This window comes from Pseudomonas syringae pv. tomato str. DC3000, from assembly GCF_000007805.1.
Taxonomy (GTDB): Bacteria; Pseudomonadota; Gammaproteobacteria; order Pseudomonadales; family Pseudomonadaceae; genus Aquipseudomonas; species Aquipseudomonas avellanae.
In genome coordinates, this window is the sequence record NC_004578.1 from 4503179 (window position 1) to 4528381 (window position 25203).

Genomic DNA, 25203 nt, shown 5'->3' on the forward strand with positions numbered 1-25203 from the left:
TTTTTTGTCTGCACTGACGGCTGTACAGCAGCGGGTTACATCTCCACTTGCGTACCCAGCTCGATCACGCGGTTGAACGGCAGCTTGAAGAAGCGCAGGTTGCCGTTGGCGTTCTTGAGCATGAAGGCGAACAGCGCTTCACGCCAGCGCGCCATGCCATCCATCTTGGACGGGATGACGGTTTCGCGACTGAGGAAGTAGGTGGTGCGCATCGGACTGAAGTCCAGCTCGGCCAGATGACACAGCGCCAACGCAGCAGGCACATCAGGCTCGTCGATAAAGCCGAAGTGCAGGATCACCCGATAGAAGCCTTCGCCATACGACTCCACTTCAAAGCGCTGCGCAGAAGGCACGCGAGGTGTGTCTTCATACACCACCGTCAACAGCACCACTTGCTCATGCAGCACCTGGTTATGCAGCATGTTGTGCAGCAACGCATGAGGCACAGCGTCCGAACGCGCGGTCAGGAACACCGCCGTACCCTGCACGCGATGCGGCGGCTGCACGCGAATGCTGCCAATGAAGATTGGCAGCGGCAGCCCGCCTTCGTCGATCCGCTCGGCCAGCAAGTGCTTGCCACGCTTCCAGGTGGTCATGAGGATGAACAACACCGCGCCTGCCAGCACCGGAAAGGCACCGCCCTGAAAGATCTTCGGCACGTTGGCCGCAAAGAACAGGCCGTCTACCAGCAACAGGCAGATCAACAGCGGAACGGCCAGCAACGGCGGCCATTTCCAGAGCATCAGCATGACCGTCGAGACCAGAATAGTGGTGCAGAGCATGGTCCCGGTTACCGCCACGCCATAGGCCGAGGCCAGCGCGCCGGAAGACTCGAAACCGATCACCAGCATGATCACACCCACCATCAACGCCCAGTTCACGGCACCGATATAGATCTGGCCCTGCGCGTCGCTGGAGGTGTGCTGGATATGCATCCGTGGAATGTAGCCCAGCTGGATGGCCTGCAGCGTCATCGAGAACGCGCCGGAGATGACCGCCTGGGAGGCAATAATGGTCGCCATCGTCGACAGGCCGATCAGTGGCAGCAGCGCCCAGCTCGGCGCCAGCAGGTAGAACGGGTTACGCACTGTTTCCGGATTGCCCAGCACCAGCGCGCCCTGACCAAAATAGTTGAGCAACAGCGCGGGCAATACGAGGATGAACCAGGCACGCGAGATGGGCTTGCGACCGAAGTGGCCCATGTCGGCGTACAGCGCCTCGGCGCCGGTCAGCGCCAGGACCACAGCGCCCAGAATGGCAACGCCGATCCCTGGATGGATAATGAAGAAATTCAGACCCCATGCCGGATTGACCGCTTTCAGCACTTCCGGCGACTGCATGATGCCGTAAACGCCCAGCGCGCCCAGCACCAGAAACCAGACGACCATCACTGGCCCGAACAGCACGCCGATGCGCGCCGTGCCGTGGCGCTGAATCAGAAACAGCCCCACCAGCACGACCAGTGCCATGGGCACGATCCAGTGATCAAGGCCATCGAACGCCAGTTCCAGCCCTTCCATCGCCGACAGAACCGACACCGCCGGGGTGATCATGCTATCGCCATAGAACAGTGCAGCACCGAACAGGCCGAACACCACCATCATCATTTGCAGTTTGGGGTGTTTGGCCGACGCCCTGCGCGCCAGCGCCATCAGCGCCATGATGCCGCCCTCACCCTGGTTATCGGCACGCAGAACAAACGCCATGTACTTGAACGAAACCACCCAGATCAGCGACCAGAAGATCAGTGACAACACCCCAAGTATCGCGTCATGCGTGACTTCTACGCCGTATCCGCCCTGAAACACCTCTTTGAGGGTGTACAGCGGGCTGGTGCCGATGTCGCCGTAAACTACCCCCACTGCTGCAATCAACAACCCGATGGGCTTCGCAGTGCCTCCGGCCTGGGCATGACTGTTTGTTTGACTCATCCACTACTCCCGGAAACCAGACATGAGGTTCAACACTGAGAACATCACAACGCGTAACAATTCAGATTCAGCCAGACGTTGACACGCCCGACCACGATGGCGCGAAGCATAACGCAGCACCGGTTGTAATTCTTGGTGAAACGCAGATCTTGCGTGTGATGGTCTTGTTACGACGCCCTTGACGCGCCATCGCGGCGCGACGTTTCTTTTGGAACGACCGCAAAACCGGCCAGTCACTAGTCAGGCCTGTCGCTCATAGGGTCACTCAAGAACCGCATCGACGCTCAGGCGCCCTGATTCTTTCCTGACCGAGATGCTCTGATGACCAACGAACTGACTGTTCAGGCATTGCACTTCCAGCCCTCATTTGAAGTGATCCCTGACGATGAAGCGCAAACCAGTAAAGAGCTGGTGGAAGCGATGCACGCCATCCTTGAAACCACGTTTCAGGACACCGGCCACGCCATACGCAGTGTGCACGCAAAAGCTCACGGCCTGCTGCACGGGCATATACAGGTGTACGGCGAGCTGCCCGAGCCTCTGGCTCAAGGCGCGTTTGCGACACCCGGCAATCTGCCAGTCGTCATGCGCTTCTCGACCAATCCCGGAGACATCCTTGATGACAAGGTATCGACGCCCCGCGGCCTGGCGGTCAAAATCGTCGGTGTCGAAGGGGCGCGATTGCCGGGCAGTGCCGAGGCGTCTACGCAGGATTTTGTCATGCAGAACGCCAAGGCATTCACCGCCAAGGACCCCAAGGCCTTCTTGAAGACCTTGAAGCTGCTGGCCAAAACGACCGACAAGGCACCGGGCATGAAGAAGGCGCTGTCCGCCGTACTTCGGGGCATCGAGTCTGTGATCGAGTCGGTGGGGGGTGAAAGCGGGACCCTGAAAAGTCTGGGCGGGCATCCGATTACTCATATCCTCGGCGAAACGTACTACACGGTCGTGCCTTTTCTGTACGGGCCTTACTACGCAAAACTGAGCATCGTTCCCGTCTCTGCAGAGCTGGTTGCGCTGACCGACAAGGCTGTGGACCTGAAGGATAATCCTGACGGCTTGCGTGAAGCGGTCAAAACGTTCTTCCTCGAAAACGATGCCAGCTGGGAGGTCCGTATCCAGCTGGCAACAGACCTTGAAAAAATGCCCATCGAAGACGCCTCAGCCGTCTGGCCGGAAGACCTCAGCCCTTACGTGGCCGTCGCTCGGATCAATGTGCCACGCCAGTCGTCGTGGTCGGAGCAAAGCGTTCAGGAAATCGACGAAGCGATGGCCTTCAGCCCATGGCACGGCCTGGAAGCACACCGCCCGCTGGGCGGGGTCATGCGCGTACGCAAACCTGCTTATGAGCACTCGGCCGGGTTTCGCAGCCAGCATAATGGGTGTCCGATGCGTGAGCCGCGGGGCTGAGGGAGAGCCCGTGAGGCAAACGGCACATGAGTCAAAGTCCGCAATTGCGGGCTTTGGACTGACAAAATCATGGGAACCGGCTTACCCGATATCAACATAGACATTGTCACACCCCCCTCTCCAGTACCCGGCATCGCCTTGAACACGTTGCTGAGTGGTGCATTATAATTTGCTCAGCTCAGTCACGTTTGATGCCCTCCCCCACACAACACTCATCGTTATTCTCACCCAAACGCTGGTCATCCCGGCCACTCACCGCTAGAATTGCGCACTTTTTGATCAGAGGCGCAACGAGCGCCCAGTCAGTGCCTGCGCGTTGCGTTCAGGTGCCCTTCACGCCGAGGTTTGCCATGTCCACCGTCACCACGCCATCCGCCCCCAAGGTCGGATTCGTTTCTCTGGGTTGACCTAACGAAATCAAAAATATACCGACGTTGCGCCTATACGCCATGAGTGCTACCTGACTGGCCGTCAGGGGATGCTTGATAAGGTGTAGCCAAGCCGCCGGACATGCCTTATCCTAACCTCACGTCATTTTTGACGCGTTTCACGGTTAAGGATAAGCTCAGTGATCTACTCTTTCGGCGCAAGAAATTATTTCTCTTTCAAAGACGGATTTGAGGTTTCACTCGAATTCAATTCCAAAGTCCCAAAAAGCATCTCAAGGTCTAAAAAGGTTTCAAATATATTGGGCATAAAAGGTGCCAATGCATCTGGTAAAACCAACATACTCAAATGCTTAAAGTTCCTCGCATGGTTCACTACTGAGTCTTTCAAATCCGAGCCTAGCGACGCCATGCATCTTAGTGCATTTTTCGGAAATACAAAACCTTCAGATTTCTATATAGACTTCACGCAAAATGGCGTGAGATATAGGTATGAACTCACCACCACGAGGACCTTGGTGATTCGCGAAGCTGTTTACAAGAAAGTAACGCGCAAAACCCCGCTTTTGGAAAGAAAACACAATTCTATTACCTACCGAACTTCTGACTTGGCGGGCATAGACTTAATCACACTGAGAGATAACGCCTCCATAATTGATACCGTTGAACATTACAAGCTGAAGGATATCGGTGATGACCTTTCAAACATCCATCGCTTCTTTAGCACATTTGGAGGGAACGTTCACGGCTTCGGAATCGTTTCAGATACGACCCTGTACAACTATGGGTCTATAAGCAAGCTTTATCATGAGCATCCCGAAGCTTTAAGTTTTGCATCCAAAATAATCCAAGAAGCAGATCTTGGAATTAGTGGCTTGGGCATACACCAAAGCGAAAGTGCAGATGGCAAAACTCGATATTTTCCCGTATTCCTTCATAACGCCCAATGTGGTTATGGCGGGGAAAACTGGCTAACCTATCATGAGGAGTCCGACGGGACCTCGGCTCTATACCGGCGCCTGTACCAGTACTGGAAAGTGCTTAAAACGGGAGGCGTGTTGGTAATGGATGAATTCGATACAAACTTCCACCCCGACTTACTACCTAAGTTTCTTGATCTATTTTTGAGCGAAGACTCCAACCCGAATGATGCACAATTTATCTTCACATCTCACAACCTTGAGATCATGGACTACCTCGGAAAATACAGAACCTACTTGGTATCTAAAGAATGCGGAGAAAGTTTTTGCTATCGCCTAGATGAGATCCCGGGAGACATCATTAGAAATGACCGGTCGATTTCAGCTCTTTATCGTGATGGCAAGCTGGGGGGTGTTCCTAAGATATGAAAAAATTCGGTAGTCCTCGTAAGACCAAATTCATTAGCGAATTCCCCGAGAACAGTTTATCGGACAGCGATATACGATCACGATGTAAATTTAACTTTTCTTTTTTTGATGATTCGCAACCTCATGGCTCCGGCTTTCACGAACTGGAGGCTGGGGTCCTTGCTGATATACTCCTCAAAATAAAATCGTTCACTCGGAACGATCTAAATTACTGGCGTAATGAGAGATGTGGAGCTCATAGCCTTAAAGTTTATGCAGATTACAAATCCTTCCCAGCCCGCAGCGAATTTAAGTTCCCTAAGGCAATACCGCATGACGTCAACTGGGGAAGATTCCGGTTGGAGAACCTTTCAAGACTGATAGGATTCACCATACCCGGAACATTCAGACCGCATGAAACTACAGATCACTTTAGTTATGACTTTAACACTTTTTATGTTGTCTTTATTGACTTGGAACATAAGTTCTATCTATCTGAAAAGAGGTAGCCATACTGCAGTCTGAGCTTTTGCAGAATTGCGTAGATCTACATTTGGCTCAAGTCATAGCCCGAGAAGCTTCAAAGCATACCGGGCTCCCTAATCCTAAAAACTTATACCTAGCGTCACTGACTCCCAACTTGCAATAACTGCCCGCCTGTTACTTCTGCTATACAATCCGGTCGATTAAAGTTGCCGTATCGAATCTTCAAGTTCTCGAAGTGAAACGATTCGAACACTTCCTGAATGTCGTGATGTAATGGACGTAAGCGATCCACCAACCACACCTACCATCAGATGCGGCTTCCGTTTATCTTGGCATTTCCGGTGAGCAGTTCCACGGCAGCAACGCCTCATAGTCGGCCACCGACTGCGCAAGTGGCAACCTCTCCAGTACGTGGCGCAGCCACGTATAGGGCTCCTGGCCGTTGACCTTGGCGGTCTCGACCAAGCTATAGATCTGTGCACTGGCGGTGGCGCCTTTAGGCGTGTCGCTGAACAGCCAGGCTTTGCGCCCAATAACAAACGGCTTTATTGCGCGCTCTGCCGGGTTGTTGTCGATCGGTAAAAAGCCGGCTTCCACGTAACGCTTCAGCCGACTCCAGTTATTCGCCAGATAACCAACTGCCTTGCCCAGCACGCTTTGCGGCGTCACGTGGGACTGAGTTTTATCCAGCCAGCTTTTCAACTGAGCCAAGATTGGCAGGCTTTTCTCCTGCCGACCGGTAAAGCGCTGTTCGTCGCTGCCGTCTTTCAATTCGCGCTCGATACCGTACAGCTTATTGATCATCGTCAGCGCGATATCGGCACGCCCGGTCTTGCCTTTAGGTTGCACTTTTTGTGCTTCGACAAATTTGCGCCGCGCATGGGCCATACACGCCAAGCGCTCCACGCCCGGTTGTAACGCCAGCGCGTTATAGCCCGCGTAATCATCAGTCATCACATAGCCGCGATAACTTTCCAGCAGCCGTAACGGTACGTCCTGCGCGCGGCTGGAAGTGTAGTCGAACAATACGACTTTATGATCTGGAGGCCCGCTGGCCTGTACCCACATCCAGGATTGGCTGGTCGGGTCTCGATCTGGTTCTTTCAGTACCTGAACGCGGGTTTCGTCACAGTGGATGACCGGGCTTTCCAGCAATCGATCACGCATCAGATTTAACAGCGGCTGCAAATGTTCGCCGCACTGGATAATCCAGCGGGCCAACGTTTGACGCGGGATTTCTATGCCATGTCGGCTTAGCACCGTTTCAAAACGATGCAGCGGCAAGCCGTCGACATACTTGGTGGTCAGCAGCATGGCCAACACGCTGGGGCTGGCCATGCTCTTTTCAATCAACTGCGCAGGCTTGCCGGCTGTGACCGGTGCCGACTCACAGCCACGACAGCCGTAGACTTTGCGGATGTGTTTGATCACCCGAATCTGCATCGGCACGATATCCAGTTGCTCGCTGGTTTCCTCGCTGACGACATGCTTGCGGCAACCGCAGGCACAGGTCAGTTCGTGTTCGGGCAGCTCGTGGATGACTTCAATGCGCGGCAGATCAGCCGACAGTGGCTTGCGCTTGCCACGGCGTGGCGCAGGAGCAACTACTTCCTCATCAGCATCGCCGACCGGGAGCATAGGCTCGCTTTCAGGTTCATTGAACAAGGCAAGTTGAGGGGTATTAGGCTCGACGGTTTGTTCGGACTTTCGACCAAAAATACGGTCACGCAGCAGCTTGATCTGCTCTTTGAGATCAACGATGTGAGTGGCGTAGGCGTCTTTAACTTCCTGTTCGCGCGAGCGTGCTTCGTAGCTCTCAAGCAGCATCTGTTTGAGCAATACGGGATCGTCAGGAAGGTTGTCGGGCAATGGTCGCATGCCCTGGATTATACCCGTCAGGCAACAAACCTTGGAGTCAAAATCTTATGAGGACGGTTGCGCCACAGATCAAATCCATCCAGCAGCCAATTCAATTCCTGAACCGTCAGCACAATGGCTTCGTCGACATCATCTGGCGAGATTTTGAAACGCTCGGACTCGAGACGCTTGAGCCAAAGGCAGAAGCCGTTACGCTCCCAATACAAAATCTTCACTCGATTCCGGGATTTGTTGAGAAAGACAAAGAGCACCGGATCAAAGACCGCCACTTTAATATCCAACTCGACCAAAGCAGCTAAGCCATCGATGGATTTTCTGAAATCCACGGGTTTGGGATAGAGGTAGACTTTCTCGACTTTGGCGTCGGGTCGCATCATGGTGCTGGCTCCTGAAAGAAAACGGGAGCACAGCATCAGGCGTCAGCCAGTGGCTTGAAATGTGGGGTTCGTGGATCGGATACTAATGGACACTCACCATCACCTTCCCTCTGCACCGCCCCGAGAGGTCTGCCCACGCTCGTACTGAGCACCCATTTGAATTGATGCACAAGATCTTCCAAATGCTTTTTCTCCAAGCGATGTAACGTGACCAAATCGCCGTTTAGATCATTTGTAAATTCGACAGCGGCACCTTAGAAGACACATGAAGTACAGGACTGCGCCACCGGCGAACACCTTACCGTAGCATTCATTCGGCGGGGGATCAGACGATCTGCGAGGAGCTCACCGCCCATCTAGGGATCTATAGGGGGAGACACCAAAACAACGTATCCGATCCACGAACCCCACATTTCAAGCCACTGGCTGACGCCTGATGCTGTGCTCCCGTTTTCTTTCAGGAGCCAGCACCATGATGCGACCCGACGCCAAAGTCGAGAAAGTCTACCTCTATCCCAAACCCGTGGATTTCAGAAAATCCATCGATGGCTTAGCTGCTTTGGTCGAGTTGGATATTAAAGTGGCGGTCTTTGATCCGGTGCTCTTTGTCTTTCTCAACAAATCCCGGAATCGAGTGAAGATTTTGTATTGGGAGCGTAACGGCTTCTGCCTTTGGCTCAAGCGTCTCGAGTCCGAGCGTTTCAAAATCTCGCCAGATGATGTCGACGAAGCCATTGTGCTGACGGTTCAGGAATTGAATTGGCTGCTGGATGGATTTGATCTGTGGCGCAACCGTCCTCATAAGATTTTGACTCCAAGGTTTGTTGCCTGACGGGTATAATCCAGGGCATGCGACCATTGCCCGACAACCTTCCTGACGATCCCGTATTGCTCAAACAGATGCTGCTTGAGAGCTACGAAGCACGCTCGCGCGAACAGGAAGTTAAAGACGCCTACGCCACTCACATCGTTGATCTCAAAGAGCAGATCAAGCTGCTGCGTGACCGTATTTTTGGTCGAAAGTCCGAACAAACCGTCGAGCCTAATACCCCTCAACTTGCCTTGTTCAATGAACCTGAAAGCGAGCCTATGCTCCCGGTCGGCGATGCTGATGAGGAAGTAGTTGCTCCTGCGCCACGCCGTGGCAAGCGCAAGCCACTGTCGGCTGATCTGCCGCGCATTGAAGTCATCCACGAGCTGCCCGAACACGAACTGACCTGTGCCTGCGGTTGCCGCAAGCATGTCGTCAGCGAGGAAACCAGCGAGCAACTGGATATCGTGCCGATGCAGATTCGGGTGATCAAACACATCCGCAAAGTCTACGGCTGTCGTGGCTGTGAGTCGGCACCGGTCACAGCCGGCAAGCCTGCGCAGTTGATTGAAAAGAGCATGGCCAGCCCCAGCGTGTTGGCCATGCTGCTGACCACCAAGTATGTCGACGGCTTGCCGCTGCATCGTTTTGAAACGGTGCTAAGCCGACATGGCATAGAAATCCCGCGTCAAACGTTGGCCCGCTGGATTATCCAGTGCGGCGAACATTTGCAGCCGCTGTTAAATCTGATGCGTGATCGATTGCTGGAAAGCCCGGTCATCCACTGTGACGAAACCCGCGTTCAGGTACTGAAAGAACCAGATCGAGACCCGACCAGCCAATCCTGGATGTGGGTACAGGCCAGCGGGCCTCCAGATCATAAAGTCGTATTGTTCGACTACACTTCCAGCCGCGCGCAGGACGTACCGTTACGGCTGCTGGAAAGTTATCGCGGCTATGTGATGACTGATGATTACGCGGGCTATAACGCGCTGGCGTTACAACCGGGCGTGGAGCGCTTGGCGTGTATGGCCCATGCGCGGCGCAAATTTGTCGAAGCACAAAAAGTGCAACCTAAGGGCAAGACCGGGCGTGCCGATATCGCGCTGACGATGATCAATAAGCTGTACGGTATCGAGCGCGAATTGAAAGACGGCAGCGACGAACAGCGCTTTACCGGTCGGCAGGAGAAAAGCCTGCCAATCTTGGCTCAGTTGAAAAGCTGGCTGGATAAAACTCAGTCCCACGTGACGCCGCAAAGCGTGCTGGGCAAGGCAGTTGGTTATCTGGCGAATAACTGGAGTCGGCTGAAGCGTTACGTGGAAGCCGGCTTTTTACCGATCGACAACAACCCGGCAGAGCGCGCAATAAAGCCGTTTGTTATTGGGCGCAAAGCCTGGCTGTTCAGCGACACGCCTAAAGGCGCCACCGCCAGTGCACAGATCTATAGCTTGGTCGAGACCGCCAAGGTCAACGGCCAGGAGCCCTATACGTGGCTGCGCCACGTACTGGAGAGGTTGCCACTTGCGCAGTCGGTGGCCGACTATGAGGCGTTGCTGCCGTGGAACTGCTCACCGGAAATGCCAAGATAAACGGAAGCCGCATCTGATGGTAGGTGTGGTTGGTGGATCGCTTACAAAACAACACGCCTACGGTGCGTGCATAAACAGTACTAAGGAAACTCTGAAAAAGGTTTCCTGATTTGGCAAAATACCCCAACACCTTTCACCGAGCTTCCCTGATGAAACAGATGACCTTCGCCGATGCCGAGTACGCGGGTAAACGTAAGCATACCCGCCGCGAGCGCTTTCTCATCGAGATGGATCAGGTTGTGCCCTGGAAAGGCTTGATTGCCCTTATCGAACCACATTATCCAAAGGGCGAAGGTGGCCGTCCGGCTTACGCGAGCCCACATTCAGCCTGGCCTTGAGTCTTGGTTGCACCCCATCGCCTTTTTGCACAAAAACGGGACACGAAGCTCGTCGGCGGGAGGGGGATAAGTGCTTTTCCTTGCGTTTTTTTATTCCTAGGCCAATTTTCCCTCAAGCCAAGATCATCTGAGATTTAGTCCTTCTATCGGAGAGTGGTGGCGAAGCCAAAGCAAGCTAAGGAACTGTACGTACATACAGTTAAATTCGGAGATCAGATGGTCATTGCAGTGGTTATCACAGAGAAAAAAGCAGAGGTTGATGCATGGGTCGCGTTGCTTGAGGACATCACTGCGTTGCTCGCTTGTCCCGGAGTCCATCACAAATTGCTGCTGCAACGTGCTTGCGCTCTGCATACCTCGCAAATCGTGAACGCAGAGGAGTACAGCGACATGCTGGAACTCGCTGACGGAGCGCTAGCATATGCAATTGAGGAGCAGCTATACCTCCCTGCATCAGAAAGTGCCGCCTGATGCAGGTCTTGGTCATTCCAATGAGGCGCAAGGATATAGCGTTGGAACCGAGAGAGAGGGAGCGGTACGAAGCGATACAAGGGAACGTGATAGTCCGATCGACTCACTGCGAATATTTAGGCAGGCATGCCCAAAAGAGGAACAGCGGCTTCCGGAGCTGGTGGACGTCACATTGGCCACCAATGGCCCACAACGGTTTGTGCTCAGTGGTATTGAATGCGTCGACGGCTGTACATACGCGTAGGCTTGTGTTATTGAGAATATCGAAGCATGCTGCGACGCGGAGTATTTTGGTTCACAAGGAAAGATTACATTACTGAATGAATACACCCCCCTCTTAAAAGGGGGTGATACTTTTTTAATCGTAGTGCTGTTAAGCGCTGCTACACTCCAGTTCTTCTAGAGACACATCTTATAATTAACTGCTCTTTAGTTTTGTCTATCGACCGTTGTGACGCACTGAAGAACCTCTGCACTCACCTGTAAATACGTAGAATTTTAGATCAGGCGATCACAACGGATTGCATCACAGATGCAGGCCGTGTGCGTCGACATTATGACGCCACACACGGCTTGACATCATTGCCAGTTACGGTACGGGCTAGGAGAAAGTGTTGACATTCGAATTGATCCGTTCGGGTTCATAGTCGCAACAAATCGCTCTGGAGACGGTGGGATGTCGGCATGGATACCCATTGCGTACTGCAGAGCTTCGCGCATGTCACTCCAATCAGTTATAGCGCTACGCATATCGTCCACATTCTCATGTGGCAGCATTCCCGGATTGATTCCTGACGCTCCCGTCATGTACCTATGCTGCATGTCCGCCATATCCAGTGTTCTTTGCGTATGTGAGTAAAGATTGTTGTAGCGATTTCTCAGGCTTTGAGGTGCTTGGTTACTAACAAATTCATGCTGATCTCTTGGTACACCAGCAGACTCCGCAAGTTGATGTCTGACGCTCAGCAGTTGACTGGACGTTACGTTATCTTCGTCACCCGAGTTGTTACTAACTCGGTCTGGGGAGTTCACCTGATGGGCCATCCTGGATCCGCCGACACATATATTTCCCATTCGTATACCCTCTTTAGTACAGCATTTATGACGCCACTTGAGTGGTCATAGGGAGCGGATCGGTTCCAAGCTTATAAGATAATTCCCCAAAATTTTGCTGGCGCCGGGTTTAGACATCAAAGCGTCACTGACTTGAGTTTGGCGCACAGTAACGCTGCCTTGGCTGCGTCCGCCGTAAACGCAGCTGCGTTACTCGGTATCGGGGATGGCCCATGCTGGTGCGCGGCAAGCTGGGTATTCATTTCCTGGACCAGATCCAGCAAGTCGCACACCACCTGAAAGATGTTAACACCGCCCGACCCAACCCAGTTTTTAGGAGCCTGCAAACGCTGACTCTTACTGGTGATGCTCTCACGCAGACCCTGAATCCTCTCCACCATGTCGCCACCCACCGTGGCATTGTGCTTCTGGCCGACCACCAGGTTCAGATCTCGACCGGTTGCCTGGTGCAGGTCGTCCACTGCCGCCAGGCTCGCGGATCCGCCGGACAGCAGCTTGAGCGCTCCCAGGGCCTCGATCTTCTTCACGCCACCCACTGACTCGGTCGAATGGTCGTCGACTGTCCTGGTGTGACTCTGGAAGCGCTCGGCGTTGGTCATCGCGTCGACCTCGCGTTCGATCGCCTGGTCCTGGATCTTGCCGTCAGTCTTACGCAGCCAGTTGCCATCCGCGTCGACGCGCTGCTGCACGGCGTCACTGTGCTGCCACACTTGGTCGCCCTTTGGGACCTTCGGCAGTGTCAGGCCGTGCGGCAGGATGGTCTGGATGTAGGGCTTATGTGGCAGGCCATAGGCAAAGCACACCACCACGCTGGTGCCCTCCTCCGGAAAGGCAAAGAAACCCATTTCATCACCGCCCACCGGCATGGGCAGCGGCACACCGGCCAGTACCGGCAGCGCTGTATCGATCTCGCCGTCAGGCCCCATCACCTGCAGGTCTACCGAGAAGCGCGGGCGGAAGTCGTCACACAGTCCGGCGCTTGCCGGTGCATCCGCCACGGCCACGACCTTGGCGAAGCGCGGCAAGTGATAGCCGCCGGTGAGTTCAGGGAATTGTCGTTCTACGCTGCGCTTTATTGCGTCGTCCATTTGATGGCCATCTGTGTGCCGGCCAGCGTCACGTTCGTGATCCGCTCGCCCTGGTTGATTGATACGCCTGGTCGCAAACCTGGCAAGGCCGCGATCATTGCGCTCTGGCTGCCCTGGTAACCGTCGAAAAGGTTGACCGGCAACTGCAATGGCGACCGAGCGCCGAAGAAACTGTCAGCCCAGGCACCGACGTAGATCTCGCCGTCACCCTGTTGCTGCCAGATAAAGTCCTTGATGCCGAACACCCGCGCCATGCTGTCCAGTGCCTGGTAACCAGCGGCCAGGTTGTAGAAAAACGGAGTCTTGACGCGTGTGTAGGCCTGATCCGGAACCCGGAAACGCAGCCCGGTCTTGCCGCCGATATCGGCCAGCACCGCGCGCAGATCCACATGGCGCAGGTTCATGGGCAAGGGGTTGGCCAGCACCGCGGCTAACTCGCGGCACAGCACCACCTGCTCGATGCCGTTGGTAGCGGTGCAACGCTCAACATAGCCAATGAAGTGACGCTGCAGGACCGCTTCGTTGTATCCGATATCGAACGTGACCAAACCTTTGACGGTGGCGCCCGCCTTGATCGTGAACGTGGCGCGGCCCGGACTCTTGAGGTCCAGTCGAACATCGTCATTGATAAGCGGCATGGTCACGCCGCCGATCGTCAGCACCTTGTGCAGCTTCATGCTCATGGCGTGCCGCCCAGGTAGCTGTCCACCTTCTTGAGCACGGCCTCAAAGCCGGTCAGCTCTTCGGCTGCGCCCGATCCGGATCCACTGCCCGCCACACCATCGCCAGGCGCTGACTGGGATGTCACGCCGTTGCCGGCGCGTCGGTTCTCGACCTTCTCCGGGTTGGATAGCTTCTCGCTCAAGGTGAACTGGACGATCCATTGGGCCAGTGTGTCGTCTTCACGGGCGCTGACCCCGTCGGAGAACGTCACCTGCCGGATGCCAAAGGCCTTGGCCGTGTCATTGACGATCCGGTAGGTCTGCAGTTGGCCACCGCCTGCAGTCGCCTCGGCCAGGCGCATGATCGTGCGCAGGTTCTCGAGCGACTTGTAAGGGATCGTCAGGGCCACCGTCAGCGTCTTGGGTTTGAAACCCTTATGGGATTTGTCGGTGCCCGATGTCTGACCGCCCAGCTCGTCGGCCTCGATCTTGAGGTTGGCCGTCAGCTTCATGCGGTGGCCGATGATCTGCTCGCCGTTGAGTAGCAGCGTCATAGGCCCACCAGTTCCTGAACAAAGCTCAGGCTCTCTGCAGAGCCCACCAACAGTGCGCCGGCACAGAGCGGCCACTCATGACCTGGTGCTTCGCCCTCGAGGAGCTCGCGGCGGAGCTGGCCCACGTCACCCGGTCCCAGCATCCTGGACTGGATCGATACATCGTCGGCACTGTTGATGAACTGGGCTTTCAGGTCGGCCAGCTGCTGCTCGCGTTCTTGTACCTGTGCCTTCTTTCGGGCCTGCAGATCGGCCAGGTCCGCCATCGGCGAACTGTCGGCGGCATAGCCCTCAAGTACCGCCAGTTGGCCGGCCATGGACTGGCTGGCCAGCTTGGTGATCGGGCAGCGCTGCAGCGGCAACTGGCTCCAGAGCGGCATTTGCCCGGCGATCGGCATCACCCACTTTTCCACCTCCAGCTTGGCCAGGTGTTCGGCACGGCGCTCGGCGCGCACCAGGTCAGGCATAGGCAACACCACGTTGAACCGACCCAACGTCGCGGCGAGCTGGTCCAGGCGCGTGGCGAGGAATATCAGTACCAGGGCGCTTTGCTGACCTTGGGGCCGCACAGCGTCAGTGGTATCAGTGAGCTTGTCGGCTAGTAGCTGCAGCAGGTTCGGCGCAGACAAAAAGCGCTGGTGACCACCGCTGCCCTGCCCTACACCGTGCTGAAAGGGCGTCACGACGATGCACGACGGGACGTTTTCAAACTGGGCGACCAATGCATCGCGCCCAGCGCTAATGGCCGACTTCGCGGCACCCGCAATCAGACCAGGACTGGTCTTGGCGATATCGGCCAGCATCGAGACGCGCTGACCGGTGATTGCCATTTCGCTCTGGATCAGGTCGCGTGCACCTGCCATCTGATCCATCCACTGCGTGGCCTGCACCGGCCACTGCAGTTTGATCGGTGCCCATTCATTCGCCATCGAGCACGACCGCTTCAATCCAGTCAGGGGTAACAGGCTGTGTTGTCTGCTTCGGGTAGCCAGGCACCTGCGGCCATTCGCGCACTGCTTGCCGCCAGGTCAGCAACTGGGTGAACTGTTCGGGTGTGATCGGCAGTTCACCGCCCAGATCGCGAGCATCGCGGTACTGCGATACCAGGTTATCCGACACCTTCAAACGCAGTTCTACCCAGAGCTTGGCCAGCAACGCAGGATCGGCCTGGACAACAACGTCCTCGGCGTACTCGGTAGCGTGGCCACCGGCGTCCAGGTACTCGACAACGGCTTGGTAAAGCGGCGGATTGTAGTCCTGGGTAACGTGACAACGGTTGCCAGCAACGGTTATCACGAACGAGCCATCGTTTTTAAGGGCCACATCGGAGAACGTTACGCTCAAGGTCACCGGTTCTTCGGGAGGCGCAAACGTGGGCGGCAAAACCTCTTCGGGAGTGTCGAGAATTGCGTCTGTCATGCTGCGTACCTCCAGGCGAAACCGTAAATGGTGCTTCCGCCACTGAATGAAATAACGGTGCCGCCGGCTGCCTGGCCACTTCGACCGACCACACCTGCACCACCTGAGTAGTAATGCATCAGCGAGTAACACCAGGTGCCGCCTGCAGGCAGTCGCACTTCGGTCGCGGTGATGGAAACAGCCAGAAAGTTGTTGTTGTCAGGACGATAAAAGTTCTGCTCGCCCCACAACAGGCCAAGGTCAGTGGCATCCACCTGCGCCCGAATACCTGCAGCGTTGGTCGCCCATCCCAGACGCAACTGATTGCCGGCCTGGTTTGCGCCACCACCCTGCTGCACCGGCGTAAACCCGAGGCGGTTCTGCAGGTAATGAATGCCACCTGTCGAGCTACGACGAAAATAAGGGAATTCAGGGTTGTCACTGGCGAAACCGGCGGTCTGGATCGCATCCCCCGCGACGCGCTGGTTCACGATAGAGTTGACCTGAGTGACCGTGTAACAGTCAGTGATGCCATAGCCCGCAATTGAGTTAGACCTGTTGGCTTTGTCGCCAAGAAGTGAATTCACTTGGTTAACGGTGTAGCAATCGGTGATGCCGTAGCCGGCGATTGAGTTGGACCTGTTGGCTTTATCGTTGGGGTTGAACGACTGTTCCGTCCAGATCCGTCCAATGTCTATGGTGTCGACCGTCAGCTTTAGACCGACGTCCGACCAACCGATAAACACCTTGTTGGTCTTCTGACCAGCACCACCGCCCTGCTGCAATGGCGTGTAACCGATCTGCGGCTGCAGGTAATAAACCTTTTCATCAGAACTACGACGGAAATACGGATAGTCAGTATTGTTGCTGGCAAAACCAGCATGGATGATGGAGTCGGCCTGTACCCGCCTGTTCACCAGGTCGTTTACCTGCTCGACGGTGTAGGCGTTAGTAATCCCGTAGCCGCTCAGCGAGGTGGCTTTATTGGCCTTGTCGTTGGGATTGAACGTGGTGTCCGTCCAGATCCTGCCCCCGTCGGTGCCGTCGACACTCACTTTGACCCTGTCTCCGGTCCAGCCGATGTTGATTCGGTTGCCCAGCATGCCCGGGGCACCGCCTTGCTTCACGAAACTGCTGTTCGCGTCATCCTTGCTGTACGCGTCAGTAATACCGTATCCGGCCAGCGTCGTAGGGTTGCCGCCGCTGGTCACCAGGCCTTTCACATTGACGGCAACCCGCGTGTAAGTGCCCGCTGCAACGCCGCTATCAGCCAGGGTCAAGGTGATATCGGTATCACCCGCGCCGTCATAGGTTCCGATGCCACTGGCCGCGCCGTTGAACCGAATGGCTCGCGCTGTGGCCAGACGTGCAGCCCTGCCGACGGCGGTCGAGCCATCAACAATCGATGCGATCGCCTGGTTGATTACCGTGCGTACGGCATTGACCATTCTGGTGGTGGCCAGCACCCCGCCGCTGTTGCTGTTTGGATCGTCGCTGATCGCGTTGGGCAGGTTGCCCAGACCGACGTCGCCTTTGGTCGTCGCGCGCGCACGCAGCGCCGGATAATCCCCAACCCGAGCCGCGAAGTACTTCACCAGCTCGCTGTCGATCGCCTCGACCGGGCGCAGGTCGACCAGGCTGCTGGTACCGGTGATGTCGGCCAGCGGCACCAGGTAGTGCCTGGCCGATGCGCTGTCGGTGTAATCGACCTTTACGTCCTGGCCGAACACAACCTTGAACGAGGCCACGACATCGCTCAGTTCGCGCTGCAGCACCACGTCCAGCCAGGCTTTGGTTGGCACTGCCGGCACGGTCACGGGCAACACCGCATCGAGCTGCAGACGAACGCCGTCGACATACGCCACGCCGGGGTTGAGCTGGTAGGCAGCGCCCACCTTCTGCAACTGCAGGCCTGCGCCGAAAAAGCAGGCACGCCCGAACATGTCACGGTTGCTGATGCGTTCGCGCTCGTCGATGCCCTTCATGCGCGCGGTGTAATCGAACTGCCAGGTACTGGCGTCGATCTTGATGCCGGTCAGTTGCTGGGCACCGTCGAACACCACCAGGAAGTTGCGCGTGACGTTGTTGCCGATCTGGTCGGGCAGCACGTTCTTGCGCTTCTGTTGCAACGGCACGTAGGCGACCGACAGCAGCACGTCGTCGCTGGTCTCCATGCCGATCCAGTTCCAGTCGAAGTCACCGATATCGGTGCCCATCAACAGGCTGTACACGACCTGGTTGGGATTGACGAAGCCCTGCTGAGTGATGCTTGCGGTGTAGACGATCTGAGCCGCTGGCGGCTTGACGCCGGCACGGTTGACCGGGCCGGAAACGTTGAGGCCTGGCACGTTGGCCAGCACGAAGCGGGCAACGGTCAGCGGCAGGTTAGCCGCTTGTTTCTGGGCGATCAGTTTTTCGCCGGCAATGGTGATGCTTGCAGCCATGAGGGCTCCTAAAGGCTGGCGACCAGCGTTTGCTGATCGTCATTGAAATCCACCAGGGCAACAGCAAGCCGCACCGGGGTGATGGTTACGAAGTCGTACCGGCGACAGGTGCGCCCGTACTGACGGATCAGCACGCGCAACAGGTCGGGGTTCTCGGACAGTTGGGAATCGCTCAGGGTGAGCAGCACGACGTCCCAGTCGCGTTCGGGCATACGCTCCTGAATCTCGACATAGCCGACGCCGAGGCGCTCCAGGATGCGTTTCAATCCAGCAGTGCTGCCGGCGTCGACGGAATTGATGAAGGCGTACTTGACCCGCAACCGGAACAGACTTTCCGGCTCGGCGGCAAAGCGGGTGACGTCGCGCTGCCAGGCCCACAGTTCCAGAATGGACAGGTGGCAGGTGTCAGCGTCGAACTGCAGGTAAGGCCAGCGCAGCCACTCGGTGGCCTGCTCCCACCAGAGCTGGGCGGTGGTCACCAGCTTGGTCAGCTCTAACCCTTCGAGCCAGAACGGCAGCTTGAGCTTGATCATTGCAGGACCACCGCCAGGGTGCTGATGCGCGGGATGTCCAGCGCCGACACGATGTCGCTATTGGCGAACCGCAACGAGCTGATGTTTGGAAACTGAGCGTGCAGCTCTTCGGTCAAGCGGCTGAAACTGAACCGCGACTGAGGAAACGTGCGGGTCGGCGCGTACCCAAGCCTCTTCCAGCCAGCACGGAAGATCTACCTCACCATTGAGCCAGCGGCCAACTCGACGCAACCAGGCCCCTGATGCTCTCAGAAACGCGGGGGCGTCGTTGCTCTTGGCCAACTCGTCGAAATCCGGCACGTCCTTGCTGACAGCCTTGTCTGGAACGATGCGATGCAGATTGCTGCTCAGCACCTGGGCAAAGTCGTCCTGGCTGAAACCGGTGCGCGCGATCATCTCGGCAGCATGGGCAACCAGCACCTGGTCACGGGAGGTGGACATCTGTCCTGAACTGGACGTGTTCATGCAAGGCTACTGCTTTTAGCCTGCTGAAGCTCCAGATCATCTGGAGCTATCGAAGGGAACGGACGCACCTCTTGAGCTATGCATGAACCGTCAGTATCCACGGACACTTCGATGTTCCTGCGAGCTTTAAGCGCCTTAGCAATGGATGCAGGTTTGCAGCCCAAAGCGCGAGCAACCCGGGCTTGCCCAATCTTCGTGACAAAGTCACTCAACGAAATTCTTTCCACGGCATATACCTAAAGGAGCAATGAACGCATAGATATTAGCCTATGGCTCTTACATACACAACATAAATATGCCATAGGCTTACTCATTAAACGTATTATGAGAGCCAACGGCTTGTCTACAATCGTTAGCCTACGGCTTATAATTTGTTAATGGCATACATAAAAAAACCCTTGTCCGACACCCTCATGGCCGAAAGCAAAGCAGCAAATGCTTTGTTTCTTTCGAAGAAGAACGCGCTGAAACTCACTCAGCGAAAGCTTGCAGAGGCAGCAGGAATCACGCCCGCGTCGGTCAACCAGTACCTAAGGGGTATAAATCCACTGAATGCTCGATTTGCTGCTGTCTTGGCAAAAATGCTGGAGGAGCCGATCGAGAGCTTCAGCCCACGGCTCGCGACTGAAATTTCCGAGATGGCGAACGTAGGCCCTATGACCCAGCCTCGTAGAGAGGCCACCGAGTACCCTCTGATAACTTGGGTTGATGCTGGTCAGGGGATAGAATCGTCTGCCAGCTACCCTACTGGCATCTCTGACGAGTGGCTCAGCTCCACCGAGAGCGCTGGCCCAAAGGGCTACTGGCTGAGGGTCAAGGGCAAGTCGATGACCTCCGATACCCCACCTACATTTCCAGAGGGAACCCCGATATTGATCCGCCCGGAGGGCTTCGATCTCATCAGTGGCAAATTCTATGTCGCCCGCAACACCGTCAGCGGGGAGACTACATTCAAACAGTTTGTGATGGACGCGGGTGTTGGTTACCTGGTGCCGCTTAACCCCAGCTATCAACCAGTTGTGTTGGATGACGGCTGGGAAATTATCGGTCGAGCAATCGACGCAAAGATAACAGGCATGTGAGAGTAATAATCTGATGTTGATCTCCCAGGTACCACGTCATGACTCACCTCACGTACTGGATTTCTGCAGTTCAATAGTCAAGGGCCAGCCCCCCATCGTCGTCCCTCATGAACCGTTGGACGGCGAGCCAATCGGTGAAAGTTTCGACACTGTCCCAAAGCATATCGTTGCTCATAAGGGAAAACAGCTTAATGGCTGGGCCATCTGGCAAGTCGCTGATCTTTACATCGAAGCTGAGTTTCACGCTGTTTGGCAAGATACTGATGGGGCATTGATCGACCTCACACCCCACTGGACGACACATGAGTCCATCTTGTTCCTCCCTGAGCCTGGCCGTGAATATGGAAGAAGAAACATTGATGGCGTGAGACGCGCCCTCACGGATGACCTGGACGTGATTAGGTTTCTTCATCTCGCCAAAAAGCGGTTTGATATAATGAACGAGGGAGACTTGGCCTATCAATTCGGGGATATCGAACTTCCCGCTCGCTCGCTTAGGGAGGTTCGGAAAGTATATAAGGAGATGATGCAGCTTCAGCACAGACTGACAGTCCGCTACACGTAGCGTTGGCCCAACAGACCTAGCTTTGTATATAAACGTCTTCACAATCAGTCTCCTTCTCGAATATGGCTTGCATTTACCACTGCCCTTCCTGGAGGGGCGCTGTGTACCACAATGTGGCCCTGTCCGATCTTGAAGTTCTTGATCACCGCGACGCACACGTTCCAGGCTTCACGTGCCACCGCATCGCCAGATTCCACCACGTTGCCCTGGTCGTCGATGATTGCCAGGCGCGCAGGTCGACCATCCGCTGTAGTGAATTTGTAGCCGCTGGTGACATTGGCAGCGATACGGCCGTTTTCCAGGGTGCCTGTCTCTGGGATACCAATCATGGCCGTGTTCCTTGTTCAAGTGGGTCTGTGTATTTGTTTACGATCAGCGCGATGGTGTTTGCGTGCGATGACCGATCAATCTGGGCGCTGTCGATTGCTGACCAGTTTTCGGACCGAATCGCAGCATCGATTTCCACGTTTGCGTTTCTCCAACCAGACACGCTGCGGGAAAGCATCCGTATGTCTTGCTCTGAAAATTCGAGAGTCATAGTCATGCTTCCTCAAGCGGTCACGTAGCCGGCGGTAGTTTTTCGCAGTTCGCCCAGAGCAAGCGCTGCACGAAATAGCTTCATCGCTCGTCGATTCCCGACCCGAGCTGCAGCAGTGAAGTCACGCAGCGATATCGGCGTGCCTGGCTGAGCTTTTCGTGTGATGTCGAGCAACGTCTTCATCAACGCCCCGTCCGGTGATCCGAATAGATCCTGCTGCTCGCCAGATGCTGGATGTTCTGGATCTGTTGTCGTTGTTGTCGTAATCGTTGTCGGTGTTGTCGAGGCCGTCCTCTCTGCAGGCGAGGGCTCGGACAGGCCGCCAACCCGAAGTGCAGATCCAATCAGAGCGGGCACCGCTTCCAGGGCGATCGCAAATCCGGCGCACAGCAATATCGCTAGAGCCTCAGGCAGCCCAACGGATGCAGTCGGCCTAGCACGCAGCTCTGTCAGTTCTACCGACGCACGATCGAGCCGATGTAGCACCTGCTCCCGCTGACCGTCGATCCGTGCCAAGGCAGACGATTCAAGTTCTTGCGCCTTGCTGATGATGCCTCGCTCGCGCAGTTTCCGCGCCTGATCCCCGATCGAGCGAGCGTCTTTGTCCAAGAAATCGAGCTGTCGCAGCCCATCAGACCTTACCGTCTGAAGATCAACTATCCGTTGTTCAGCGAAAGCGGCGTACCGCGCCTGGCCCGAAACGATGGACGTCAGTAGTCGGTCATAGGTAGCCCATGCTGATACCGCTGCCAGTATTAGGGCCGATATGATCATCAGAATGGCATAGCTGTCACCGCCACTGTAAAAATGACCCCCTAACGCCAACCTAGAATTGACCCCCCTGGGTAAAACTGGCGGCTTTGAGCTGCCAATATGTTGACCCAGGAGCAGTCTGTGGAAATTAAAGTGTTGGCCCGTCAGGGCCATGGCATCAAATTCATCGCCCGTGAGCTGGGTATTTCGCGTAACACCGTGCGCAAGTACCTGCGAAAGGCCCGGTCGCTACCCAGTGACAAGGTGAGACCCGCACGTCCGTGCAAAATCGACCCCTTCAAGGACTACCTGCACGAGCGTATTGAGGCGGCGCGCCCACACTGGATTCCGGCGACCGTCCTGCTGCGTGAGATCACGGCATTGGGGTACAGCGGCGGCGTCAGTCGTCTGAAGGCTTATATTCGCCCCTTCAAACGTAAGGCAGAAGAGCCGGTGGTACGTTTCGAGACACTGCCCGGCAAGCAGATACAGGTGGACTTCACCACCATTCGACGAGGCCGTCAGCCGCTTAAGGCGTTCGTGGCGACACTTGGTTTTAGTCGAGCAAGCTTTGTCCGTTTCTCCGAGCGAGAGGACAGCGAAGCCTGGCTGACAGGGCTTCGGGAGGCGTTCGCTTACTTTGGCGGCGTGCCCGAGCAGGCATTGTTTGATAACGCCGGAACCATCATCACCGAGCGAGATGCTTTTGGGGAGGGCCAGCACCGTTGGCATCCCCGATTGGCTGCGCTGGCCGATGAGTTTGGTTTTATTCCCAAGGTCTGCCGCCCTTACCGTGCCCAGACCAAGGGCAAGGTTGAGCGCTTCAACGGGTATCTGAAGGGCAGTTTCATTACCCCGTTGGCCGCTACGCTCAAGAGTGCGGGTCTGACGCTGGATGTGGTGACGGCCAACGCACATATCGGCCAATGGCTCGACGAAGTCGCTCATCAGCGGATTCACGGCACGACGGGTGTTCAACCGGCGGTACGTCTGGCCCAAGAGCAGCAGGTACTATTACCACTGCCAACACAGAGCCTGCGCCCACAACCCGCCCAAGGCCTACGCCTGGGACGGGTCCTGCCGTACGAGAGCTTGCAGCATCCGCTGTCGGTTTATGAGCAACTGCTGGAGGTGAGAGCATGAACCTTCAACATGCTCGCCTGACAGAACTATGCAAGGGGCTAAAGCTTGAGCGCGTCGGGGTGGACTGGCCGCACCTGGCCCAACAAGCAGCAAGCGGCGAAGACAGCTTTGCCGACTTCCTCGAAAAGCTGCTGGCTGCCGAGACCGATGCCCGAAGTGAACGCTCTCGACAGGCCCTGCTGAAAACTGCCGCGCTGCCCGCTGTGAAAACGCTGGAGCAATACGACTTCGCGTTTGCCACCGGCGTCCCCCGGGCACAGCTCCAGGAGCTGGCAGCACTGAGTTTTGTTGGACGTGCCGAGAACATCGTGTTCCTGGGGCCTAGTGGTGTAGGCAAGAGCCACCTGGCTATCGCCCTGGCCTACCGGGCAGTGATGGCCGGTATCAAAACCCGCTTCGTCACGGCGGCTGACTTGATGCTGCAACTGACCGCTGCGCACCGCCAGGAACGGCTCAAGGAATACTTCAGTCGTGTGGTGATGGCCCCTGGGTTGTTGGTCATCGATGAAATCGGCTACCTGCCGTTTGGTCGTGATGAAGCCAACCTGTTCTTCAATGTTGTCGCCAAGCGCTACGAGCAAGGCAGCCTGATCCTCACGAGTAACTTGCCGTTTACCCAGTGGGCCGGAACCTTTGCGGATGATCAAACACTGACAGCGGCCATGCTGGACAGGCTGTTACATCATGCCCATATCGTGCAGATGACAGGTGAAAGCTATCGACTCAAGGACAAGCGCAAAGCAGGAACCAAATCTTCTCGGGCCGAACCGGCTCGAAAATATGAACCCGAGGGGGGTCAAAACTAAGTTGGCGATTTAGCACGGAAGGGGGTCACTTTTTAGTTGGCGTTGACACATAGCTACGCTTACCGGCTGCCAGCATGCCCAGTGCGATCGGCCAGGCCAGGTACTTGTAGAGATCCAGAAGCACTGCTGCAGTAGCAAAAACTGCAGCCAGAAGTGGGTCAGCAATGAGCGTCGACATAGCGATGCCAACAGACAGAGCAGTGACACTGGAAAGCGCGATAGCAATCGCCAGCAGCAGCCAGCGAATCCGCTGGCAGATGAGGTGCTTAGGCATAGTTCATCCCCTGTTTGATCTGGCGGATCTGGGCATGTGCTGAGCACAACTCATCTCTCAGTCGTCGATTCTCGCTTTGAAGCGATGCGGCGGCAGCTGTCTGGCCAGACCTCCACCCCATCCAGTAAGGCAGAGCCATGGCGATCACCTGGCAAACAGTCAAGCCGCCCAATATCAAGAGGAGCTGAGCAGTCGTCATTGCCACTCCTTGATTTCGCGGACGAACGTGGAGAGCAGTTCATAGGCTTTATGAGGATCCGCGGGCATGAGCATCGGAGCAGAGATCCCAGCACCACCCAGCAGGAACCTAAAATACGTCTGCTCTGAATTATCGTTGGCGGCTGTCAGTAAAAGCCGGAGGTCGTGCATTCCCGACTGGGGCAACAGATAGAGTCCACGGTGACTCGTTGCAGCATTACGCAACAGAAACTCAAGATCCCGATCAAAAACAGGCTGGGCCATCCGTTCGTAATGAGCGTTGGCCAACTCTTCAACGAAACCCTCCACTCTTTGAGCCGTGTCGTTCAGGAGCCCAACGGTGAGCGTGTTAACCGTCTCACCCAGCCTGACCTGTACAGCAACGTCAGAGCCGCATTGCTCAATGGTCAAATGGGCAAGGAGAACGCTCGGCGCATAGTTACAGACGAGAGATAGAGGGAAGATGCCGTTTTGTTTGACGTGCTCGGCCAGCTGCGCTCTGGCATCAAACGAAAGGCTGAAAGTTGGGCGAATCATGCGGAAGACCTCCATGGCGATCAGGACAACACAAGAGCTGTCCAAAACTGATGGAGGATACGTTAGCCTAAGGCTTATTAT

The 25203-nt window shown here is 55.9% G+C and carries 27 protein-coding genes and 3 pseudogenes; 11 read left to right on the forward strand and 19 right to left on the reverse strand.

The features are described 5' to 3' along the window. Nucleotides 1–35: 35 nt before the first annotated feature. Entirely contained in the window at nt 36–1931 is a 1896-nt protein-coding gene (locus tag PSPTO_RS20700; protein WP_005766050.1) for a potassium transporter Kup, read from the reverse strand. Between the two features lie 321 nt (nt 1932–2252). Between PSPTO_RS20700 and PSPTO_RS20705 the strand changes: the two genes are divergently transcribed. Together PSPTO_RS20705 and PSPTO_RS20710 are read left to right on the forward strand one after the other, a co-directional pair. Further along, a complete protein-coding gene (locus PSPTO_RS20705) occupies nt 2253–3341 on the forward strand; it encodes a catalase family protein (RefSeq protein WP_011104821.1) in 1089 nt (362 codons plus the stop codon). Nucleotides 3342–3909: 568 nt separating this feature from the next. Beyond that, nucleotides 3910–5076 (forward strand): AAA family ATPase, encoded by a 1167-nt coding sequence (locus tag PSPTO_RS20710; RefSeq protein ID WP_011104822.1) that lies wholly within the window; start codon nt 3910–3912, stop codon nt 5074–5076. A gap of 789 nt (nt 5077–5865) precedes the next feature. On the opposite strand, the gene PSPTO_RS20715 is transcribed toward PSPTO_RS20710, so the two are convergent. From PSPTO_RS20715 to PSPTO_RS30295, 3 genes and pseudogenes are all read right to left on the reverse strand, one after another. Next, nucleotides 5866–7419, reverse strand: coding sequence for an IS66-like element ISPsy5 family transposase (locus tag PSPTO_RS20715; protein ID WP_003409202.1), 1554 nt, complete (start codon nt 7417–7419; stop codon nt 5866–5868). A 17-nt stretch (nt 7420–7436) separates the two neighbouring features. Then, complete coding sequence (gene tnpB, locus PSPTO_RS20720; RefSeq protein WP_003409203.1) at nt 7437–7796, reverse strand: IS66 family insertion sequence element accessory protein TnpB; 360 nt, start codon at nt 7794–7796, stop codon at nt 7437–7439. 140 nt (nt 7797–7936) lie between these two features. Beyond that, nucleotides 7937–8152 (reverse strand): annotated as a pseudogene (locus tag PSPTO_RS30295) (DNA adenine methylase); the annotation flags it as partial. Between the two features lie 116 nt (nt 8153–8268). Here PSPTO_RS30295 and tnpB (PSPTO_RS20725) point away from each other — a divergent pair. The 5 genes and pseudogenes from tnpB (PSPTO_RS20725) (at nt 8269) to PSPTO_RS30695 (ending at nt 11252) form a co-directional block, all read left to right on the forward strand. After that, complete coding sequence (gene tnpB, locus PSPTO_RS20725; RefSeq protein ID WP_003409203.1) at nt 8269–8628, forward strand: IS66 family insertion sequence element accessory protein TnpB; 360 nt, start codon at nt 8269–8271, stop codon at nt 8626–8628. A 17-nt stretch (nt 8629–8645) separates the two neighbouring features. After that, complete coding sequence (locus PSPTO_RS20730; protein ID WP_003409202.1) at nt 8646–10199, forward strand: IS66-like element ISPsy5 family transposase; 1554 nt, start codon at nt 8646–8648, stop codon at nt 10197–10199. A gap of 149 nt (nt 10200–10348) precedes the next feature. Then, a pseudogene (locus tag PSPTO_RS20735) lies at nt 10349–10510 on the forward strand (IS5/IS1182 family transposase); the annotation flags it as partial. Nucleotides 10511–10759: 249 nt separating this feature from the next. Then, a complete protein-coding gene (locus PSPTO_RS20740) occupies nt 10760–11008 on the forward strand; it encodes a hypothetical protein (protein ID WP_122365905.1) in 249 nt (82 codons plus the stop codon). Continuing rightward, a pseudogene (locus PSPTO_RS30695) lies at nt 11008–11252 on the forward strand (hypothetical protein). Before PSPTO_RS20740 ends, PSPTO_RS30695 begins: the two are co-directional and overlap by 1 nt. 335 nt (nt 11253–11587) lie before the next feature. Here PSPTO_RS30695 and avrPto1 read toward each other — a convergent pair. The 10 genes from avrPto1 to PSPTO_RS20790 all read right to left on the reverse strand — a co-directional run bounded on the left by avrPto1 (nt 11588) and on the right by PSPTO_RS20790 (nt 19453). Further along, entirely contained in the window at nt 11588–12082 is a 495-nt protein-coding gene (gene avrPto1 / locus PSPTO_RS20745) for a type III secretion system effector AvrPto1 (protein ID WP_011104823.1), read from the reverse strand. A gap of 116 nt (nt 12083–12198) precedes the next feature. Continuing rightward, nucleotides 12199–13170 (reverse strand): hypothetical protein, encoded by a 972-nt coding sequence (locus tag PSPTO_RS20750; protein WP_005767199.1) that lies wholly within the window; start codon nt 13168–13170, stop codon nt 12199–12201. Beyond that, nucleotides 13155–13853 carry a hypothetical protein gene (locus PSPTO_RS20755; protein WP_032710640.1) on the reverse strand — a complete coding sequence of 233 codons (699 nt, stop codon included), beginning with the start codon at nt 13851–13853 and terminating at the stop codon, nt 13155–13157. Before PSPTO_RS20755 ends, PSPTO_RS20750 begins: the two co-directional genes overlap by 16 nt. Continuing rightward, nucleotides 13850–14386, reverse strand: coding sequence for a hypothetical protein (locus PSPTO_RS20760; protein WP_005767203.1), 537 nt, complete (start codon nt 14384–14386; stop codon nt 13850–13852). Before PSPTO_RS20760 ends, PSPTO_RS20755 begins: the two co-directional genes overlap by 4 nt. Next, nucleotides 14383–15315 carry a hypothetical protein gene (locus PSPTO_RS20765; protein ID WP_005767206.1) on the reverse strand — a complete coding sequence of 311 codons (933 nt, stop codon included), beginning with the start codon at nt 15313–15315 and terminating at the stop codon, nt 14383–14385. Before PSPTO_RS20765 ends, PSPTO_RS20760 begins: the two co-directional genes overlap by 4 nt. Continuing rightward, nucleotides 15305–15805: a hypothetical protein gene (locus PSPTO_RS20770; RefSeq protein WP_032710641.1), complete on the reverse strand. Its 501-nt coding sequence runs from the start codon at nt 15803–15805 to the stop codon at nt 15305–15307. Before PSPTO_RS20770 ends, PSPTO_RS20765 begins: the two co-directional genes overlap by 11 nt. Further along, nucleotides 15802–18228: a phage tail protein gene (locus tag PSPTO_RS20775; RefSeq protein WP_005767207.1), complete on the reverse strand. Its 2427-nt coding sequence runs from the start codon at nt 18226–18228 to the stop codon at nt 15802–15804. Before PSPTO_RS20775 ends, PSPTO_RS20770 begins: the two co-directional genes overlap by 4 nt. 8 nt (nt 18229–18236) lie before the next feature. Next, the gene (locus PSPTO_RS20780) at nt 18237–18761 is read right to left on the reverse strand and encodes a phage tail protein (RefSeq protein ID WP_005767209.1); all 525 of its coding nucleotides are present in this window, start codon (nt 18759–18761) and stop codon (nt 18237–18239) included. A gap of 57 nt (nt 18762–18818) precedes the next feature. Then, entirely contained in the window at nt 18819–19226 is a 408-nt protein-coding gene (locus tag PSPTO_RS20785; protein ID WP_011104825.1) for a hypothetical protein, read from the reverse strand. Further along, nucleotides 19223–19453: a Cro/CI family transcriptional regulator gene (locus PSPTO_RS20790; protein ID WP_011104826.1), complete on the reverse strand. Its 231-nt coding sequence runs from the start codon at nt 19451–19453 to the stop codon at nt 19223–19225. Before PSPTO_RS20790 ends, PSPTO_RS20785 begins: the two co-directional genes overlap by 4 nt. A 186-nt stretch (nt 19454–19639) precedes the next feature. On the opposite strand from PSPTO_RS20790, the gene PSPTO_RS20795 reads away from it, so the two are divergent. Beyond that, nucleotides 19640–20308, forward strand: coding sequence for an XRE family transcriptional regulator (locus PSPTO_RS20795; protein WP_226992647.1), 669 nt, complete (start codon nt 19640–19642; stop codon nt 20306–20308). A gap of 13 nt (nt 20309–20321) precedes the next feature. Further along, complete coding sequence (locus tag PSPTO_RS20800; RefSeq protein ID WP_149032201.1) at nt 20322–20873, forward strand: hypothetical protein; 552 nt, start codon at nt 20322–20324, stop codon at nt 20871–20873. Between the two features lie 44 nt (nt 20874–20917). Here the strand turns inward: PSPTO_RS20800 and PSPTO_RS20805 are convergent, their stop codons facing one another. Both PSPTO_RS20805 and PSPTO_RS20810 read right to left on the reverse strand, forming a co-directional pair. Beyond that, entirely contained in the window at nt 20918–21202 is a 285-nt protein-coding gene (locus tag PSPTO_RS20805; RefSeq protein WP_011104828.1) for a hypothetical protein, read from the reverse strand. A gap of 221 nt (nt 21203–21423) precedes the next feature. Continuing rightward, nucleotides 21424–22338: a hypothetical protein gene (locus tag PSPTO_RS20810; RefSeq protein WP_164923169.1), complete on the reverse strand. Its 915-nt coding sequence runs from the start codon at nt 22336–22338 to the stop codon at nt 21424–21426. Between PSPTO_RS20810 and istA the strand changes: the two genes are divergently transcribed. Both istA and istB read left to right on the forward strand, forming a co-directional pair. After that, nucleotides 22285–23307 (forward strand): IS21-like element ISPsy4 family transposase, encoded by a 1023-nt coding sequence (gene istA / locus PSPTO_RS20815; protein ID WP_002551322.1) that lies wholly within the window; start codon nt 22285–22287, stop codon nt 23305–23307. The two genes, PSPTO_RS20810 and istA, sit on opposite strands and share 54 nt — an antisense overlap. After that, nucleotides 23304–24113, forward strand: a complete 810-nt coding sequence (gene istB, locus PSPTO_RS20820) for an IS21-like element ISPsy4 family helper ATPase IstB (RefSeq protein WP_005741073.1) — start codon at nt 23304–23306, stop codon at nt 24111–24113. The genes istA and istB overlap by 4 nt, the downstream gene beginning before the upstream one ends. A gap of 25 nt (nt 24114–24138) precedes the next feature. On the opposite strand, the gene PSPTO_RS20825 is transcribed toward istB, so the two are convergent. Genes PSPTO_RS20825 through PSPTO_RS20835 form a run of 3 tightly spaced genes read right to left on the reverse strand, consistent with a single transcriptional unit; the run spans nt 24139 to nt 25122 of the window. Next, complete coding sequence (locus tag PSPTO_RS20825; protein ID WP_011104830.1) at nt 24139–24387, reverse strand: hypothetical protein; 249 nt, start codon at nt 24385–24387, stop codon at nt 24139–24141. Next, the gene (locus PSPTO_RS20830) at nt 24380–24586 is read right to left on the reverse strand and encodes a hypothetical protein (protein WP_011104831.1); all 207 of its coding nucleotides are present in this window, start codon (nt 24584–24586) and stop codon (nt 24380–24382) included. The genes PSPTO_RS20825 and PSPTO_RS20830 overlap by 8 nt, the downstream gene beginning before the upstream one ends. Further along, the gene (locus PSPTO_RS20835) at nt 24583–25122 is read right to left on the reverse strand and encodes a hypothetical protein (protein ID WP_011104832.1); all 540 of its coding nucleotides are present in this window, start codon (nt 25120–25122) and stop codon (nt 24583–24585) included. Before PSPTO_RS20835 ends, PSPTO_RS20830 begins: the two co-directional genes overlap by 4 nt. Between the last annotated feature and the right edge of the window lie 81 nt (nt 25123–25203).

What these genes read in the sequence shown, in the direction of transcription:
- PSPTO_RS20700 (WP_005766050.1), bottom strand. Translation starts at nt 1,931, where the DNA reads ATGAGTCAAACAAACAGTCATGCCCAGGCCGGAGGCACTGCGAAGCCC.
- PSPTO_RS20705 (WP_011104821.1), top strand. Translation starts at nt 2,253, where the DNA reads ATGACCAACGAACTGACTGTTCAGGCATTGCACTTCCAGCCCTCATTT.
- PSPTO_RS20715 (WP_003409202.1), bottom strand. Translation starts at nt 7,419, where the DNA reads ATGCGACCATTGCCCGACAACCTTCCTGACGATCCCGTATTGCTCAAA.
- tnpB (WP_003409203.1), bottom strand. Translation starts at nt 7,796, where the DNA reads ATGATGCGACCCGACGCCAAAGTCGAGAAAGTCTACCTCTATCCCAAA.
- tnpB (WP_003409203.1), top strand. Translation starts at nt 8,269, where the DNA reads ATGATGCGACCCGACGCCAAAGTCGAGAAAGTCTACCTCTATCCCAAA.
- PSPTO_RS20730 (WP_003409202.1), top strand. Translation starts at nt 8,646, where the DNA reads ATGCGACCATTGCCCGACAACCTTCCTGACGATCCCGTATTGCTCAAA.
- avrPto1 (WP_011104823.1), bottom strand. Translation starts at nt 12,082, where the DNA reads ATGGGAAATATATGTGTCGGCGGATCCAGGATGGCCCATCAGGTGAAC.
- PSPTO_RS20750 (WP_005767199.1), bottom strand. Translation starts at nt 13,170, where the DNA reads ATGGACGACGCAATAAAGCGCAGCGTAGAACGACAATTCCCTGAACTC.
- PSPTO_RS20755 (WP_032710640.1), bottom strand. Translation starts at nt 13,853, where the DNA reads ATGAGCATGAAGCTGCACAAGGTGCTGACGATCGGCGGCGTGACCATG.
- PSPTO_RS20760 (WP_005767203.1), bottom strand. Translation starts at nt 14,386, where the DNA reads ATGACGCTGCTACTCAACGGCGAGCAGATCATCGGCCACCGCATGAAG.
- PSPTO_RS20765 (WP_005767206.1), bottom strand. Translation starts at nt 15,315, where the DNA reads ATGGCGAATGAATGGGCACCGATCAAACTGCAGTGGCCGGTGCAGGCC.
- PSPTO_RS20770 (WP_032710641.1), bottom strand. Translation starts at nt 15,805, where the DNA reads ATGACAGACGCAATTCTCGACACTCCCGAAGAGGTTTTGCCGCCCACG.
- PSPTO_RS20775 (WP_005767207.1), bottom strand. Translation starts at nt 18,228, where the DNA reads ATGGCTGCAAGCATCACCATTGCCGGCGAAAAACTGATCGCCCAGAAA.
- PSPTO_RS20780 (WP_005767209.1), bottom strand. Translation starts at nt 18,761, where the DNA reads ATGATCAAGCTCAAGCTGCCGTTCTGGCTCGAAGGGTTAGAGCTGACC.
- PSPTO_RS20785 (WP_011104825.1), bottom strand. Translation starts at nt 19,226, where the DNA reads ATGAACACGTCCAGTTCAGGACAGATGTCCACCTCCCGTGACCAGGTG.
- PSPTO_RS20795 (WP_226992647.1), top strand. Translation starts at nt 19,640, where the DNA reads ATGGCCGAAAGCAAAGCAGCAAATGCTTTGTTTCTTTCGAAGAAGAAC.
- PSPTO_RS20800 (WP_149032201.1), top strand. Translation starts at nt 20,322, where the DNA reads ATGTTGATCTCCCAGGTACCACGTCATGACTCACCTCACGTACTGGAT.
- PSPTO_RS20805 (WP_011104828.1), bottom strand. Translation starts at nt 21,202, where the DNA reads ATGATTGGTATCCCAGAGACAGGCACCCTGGAAAACGGCCGTATCGCT.
- istA (WP_002551322.1), top strand. Translation starts at nt 22,285, where the DNA reads ATGTTGACCCAGGAGCAGTCTGTGGAAATTAAAGTGTTGGCCCGTCAG.
- PSPTO_RS20810 (WP_164923169.1), bottom strand. Translation starts at nt 22,338, where the DNA reads ATGGCCCTGACGGGCCAACACTTTAATTTCCACAGACTGCTCCTGGGT.
- istB (WP_005741073.1), top strand. Translation starts at nt 23,304, where the DNA reads ATGAACCTTCAACATGCTCGCCTGACAGAACTATGCAAGGGGCTAAAG.
- PSPTO_RS20825 (WP_011104830.1), bottom strand. Translation starts at nt 24,387, where the DNA reads ATGCCTAAGCACCTCATCTGCCAGCGGATTCGCTGGCTGCTGCTGGCG.
- PSPTO_RS20830 (WP_011104831.1), bottom strand. Translation starts at nt 24,586, where the DNA reads ATGACGACTGCTCAGCTCCTCTTGATATTGGGCGGCTTGACTGTTTGC.
- PSPTO_RS20835 (WP_011104832.1), bottom strand. Translation starts at nt 25,122, where the DNA reads ATGATTCGCCCAACTTTCAGCCTTTCGTTTGATGCCAGAGCGCAGCTG.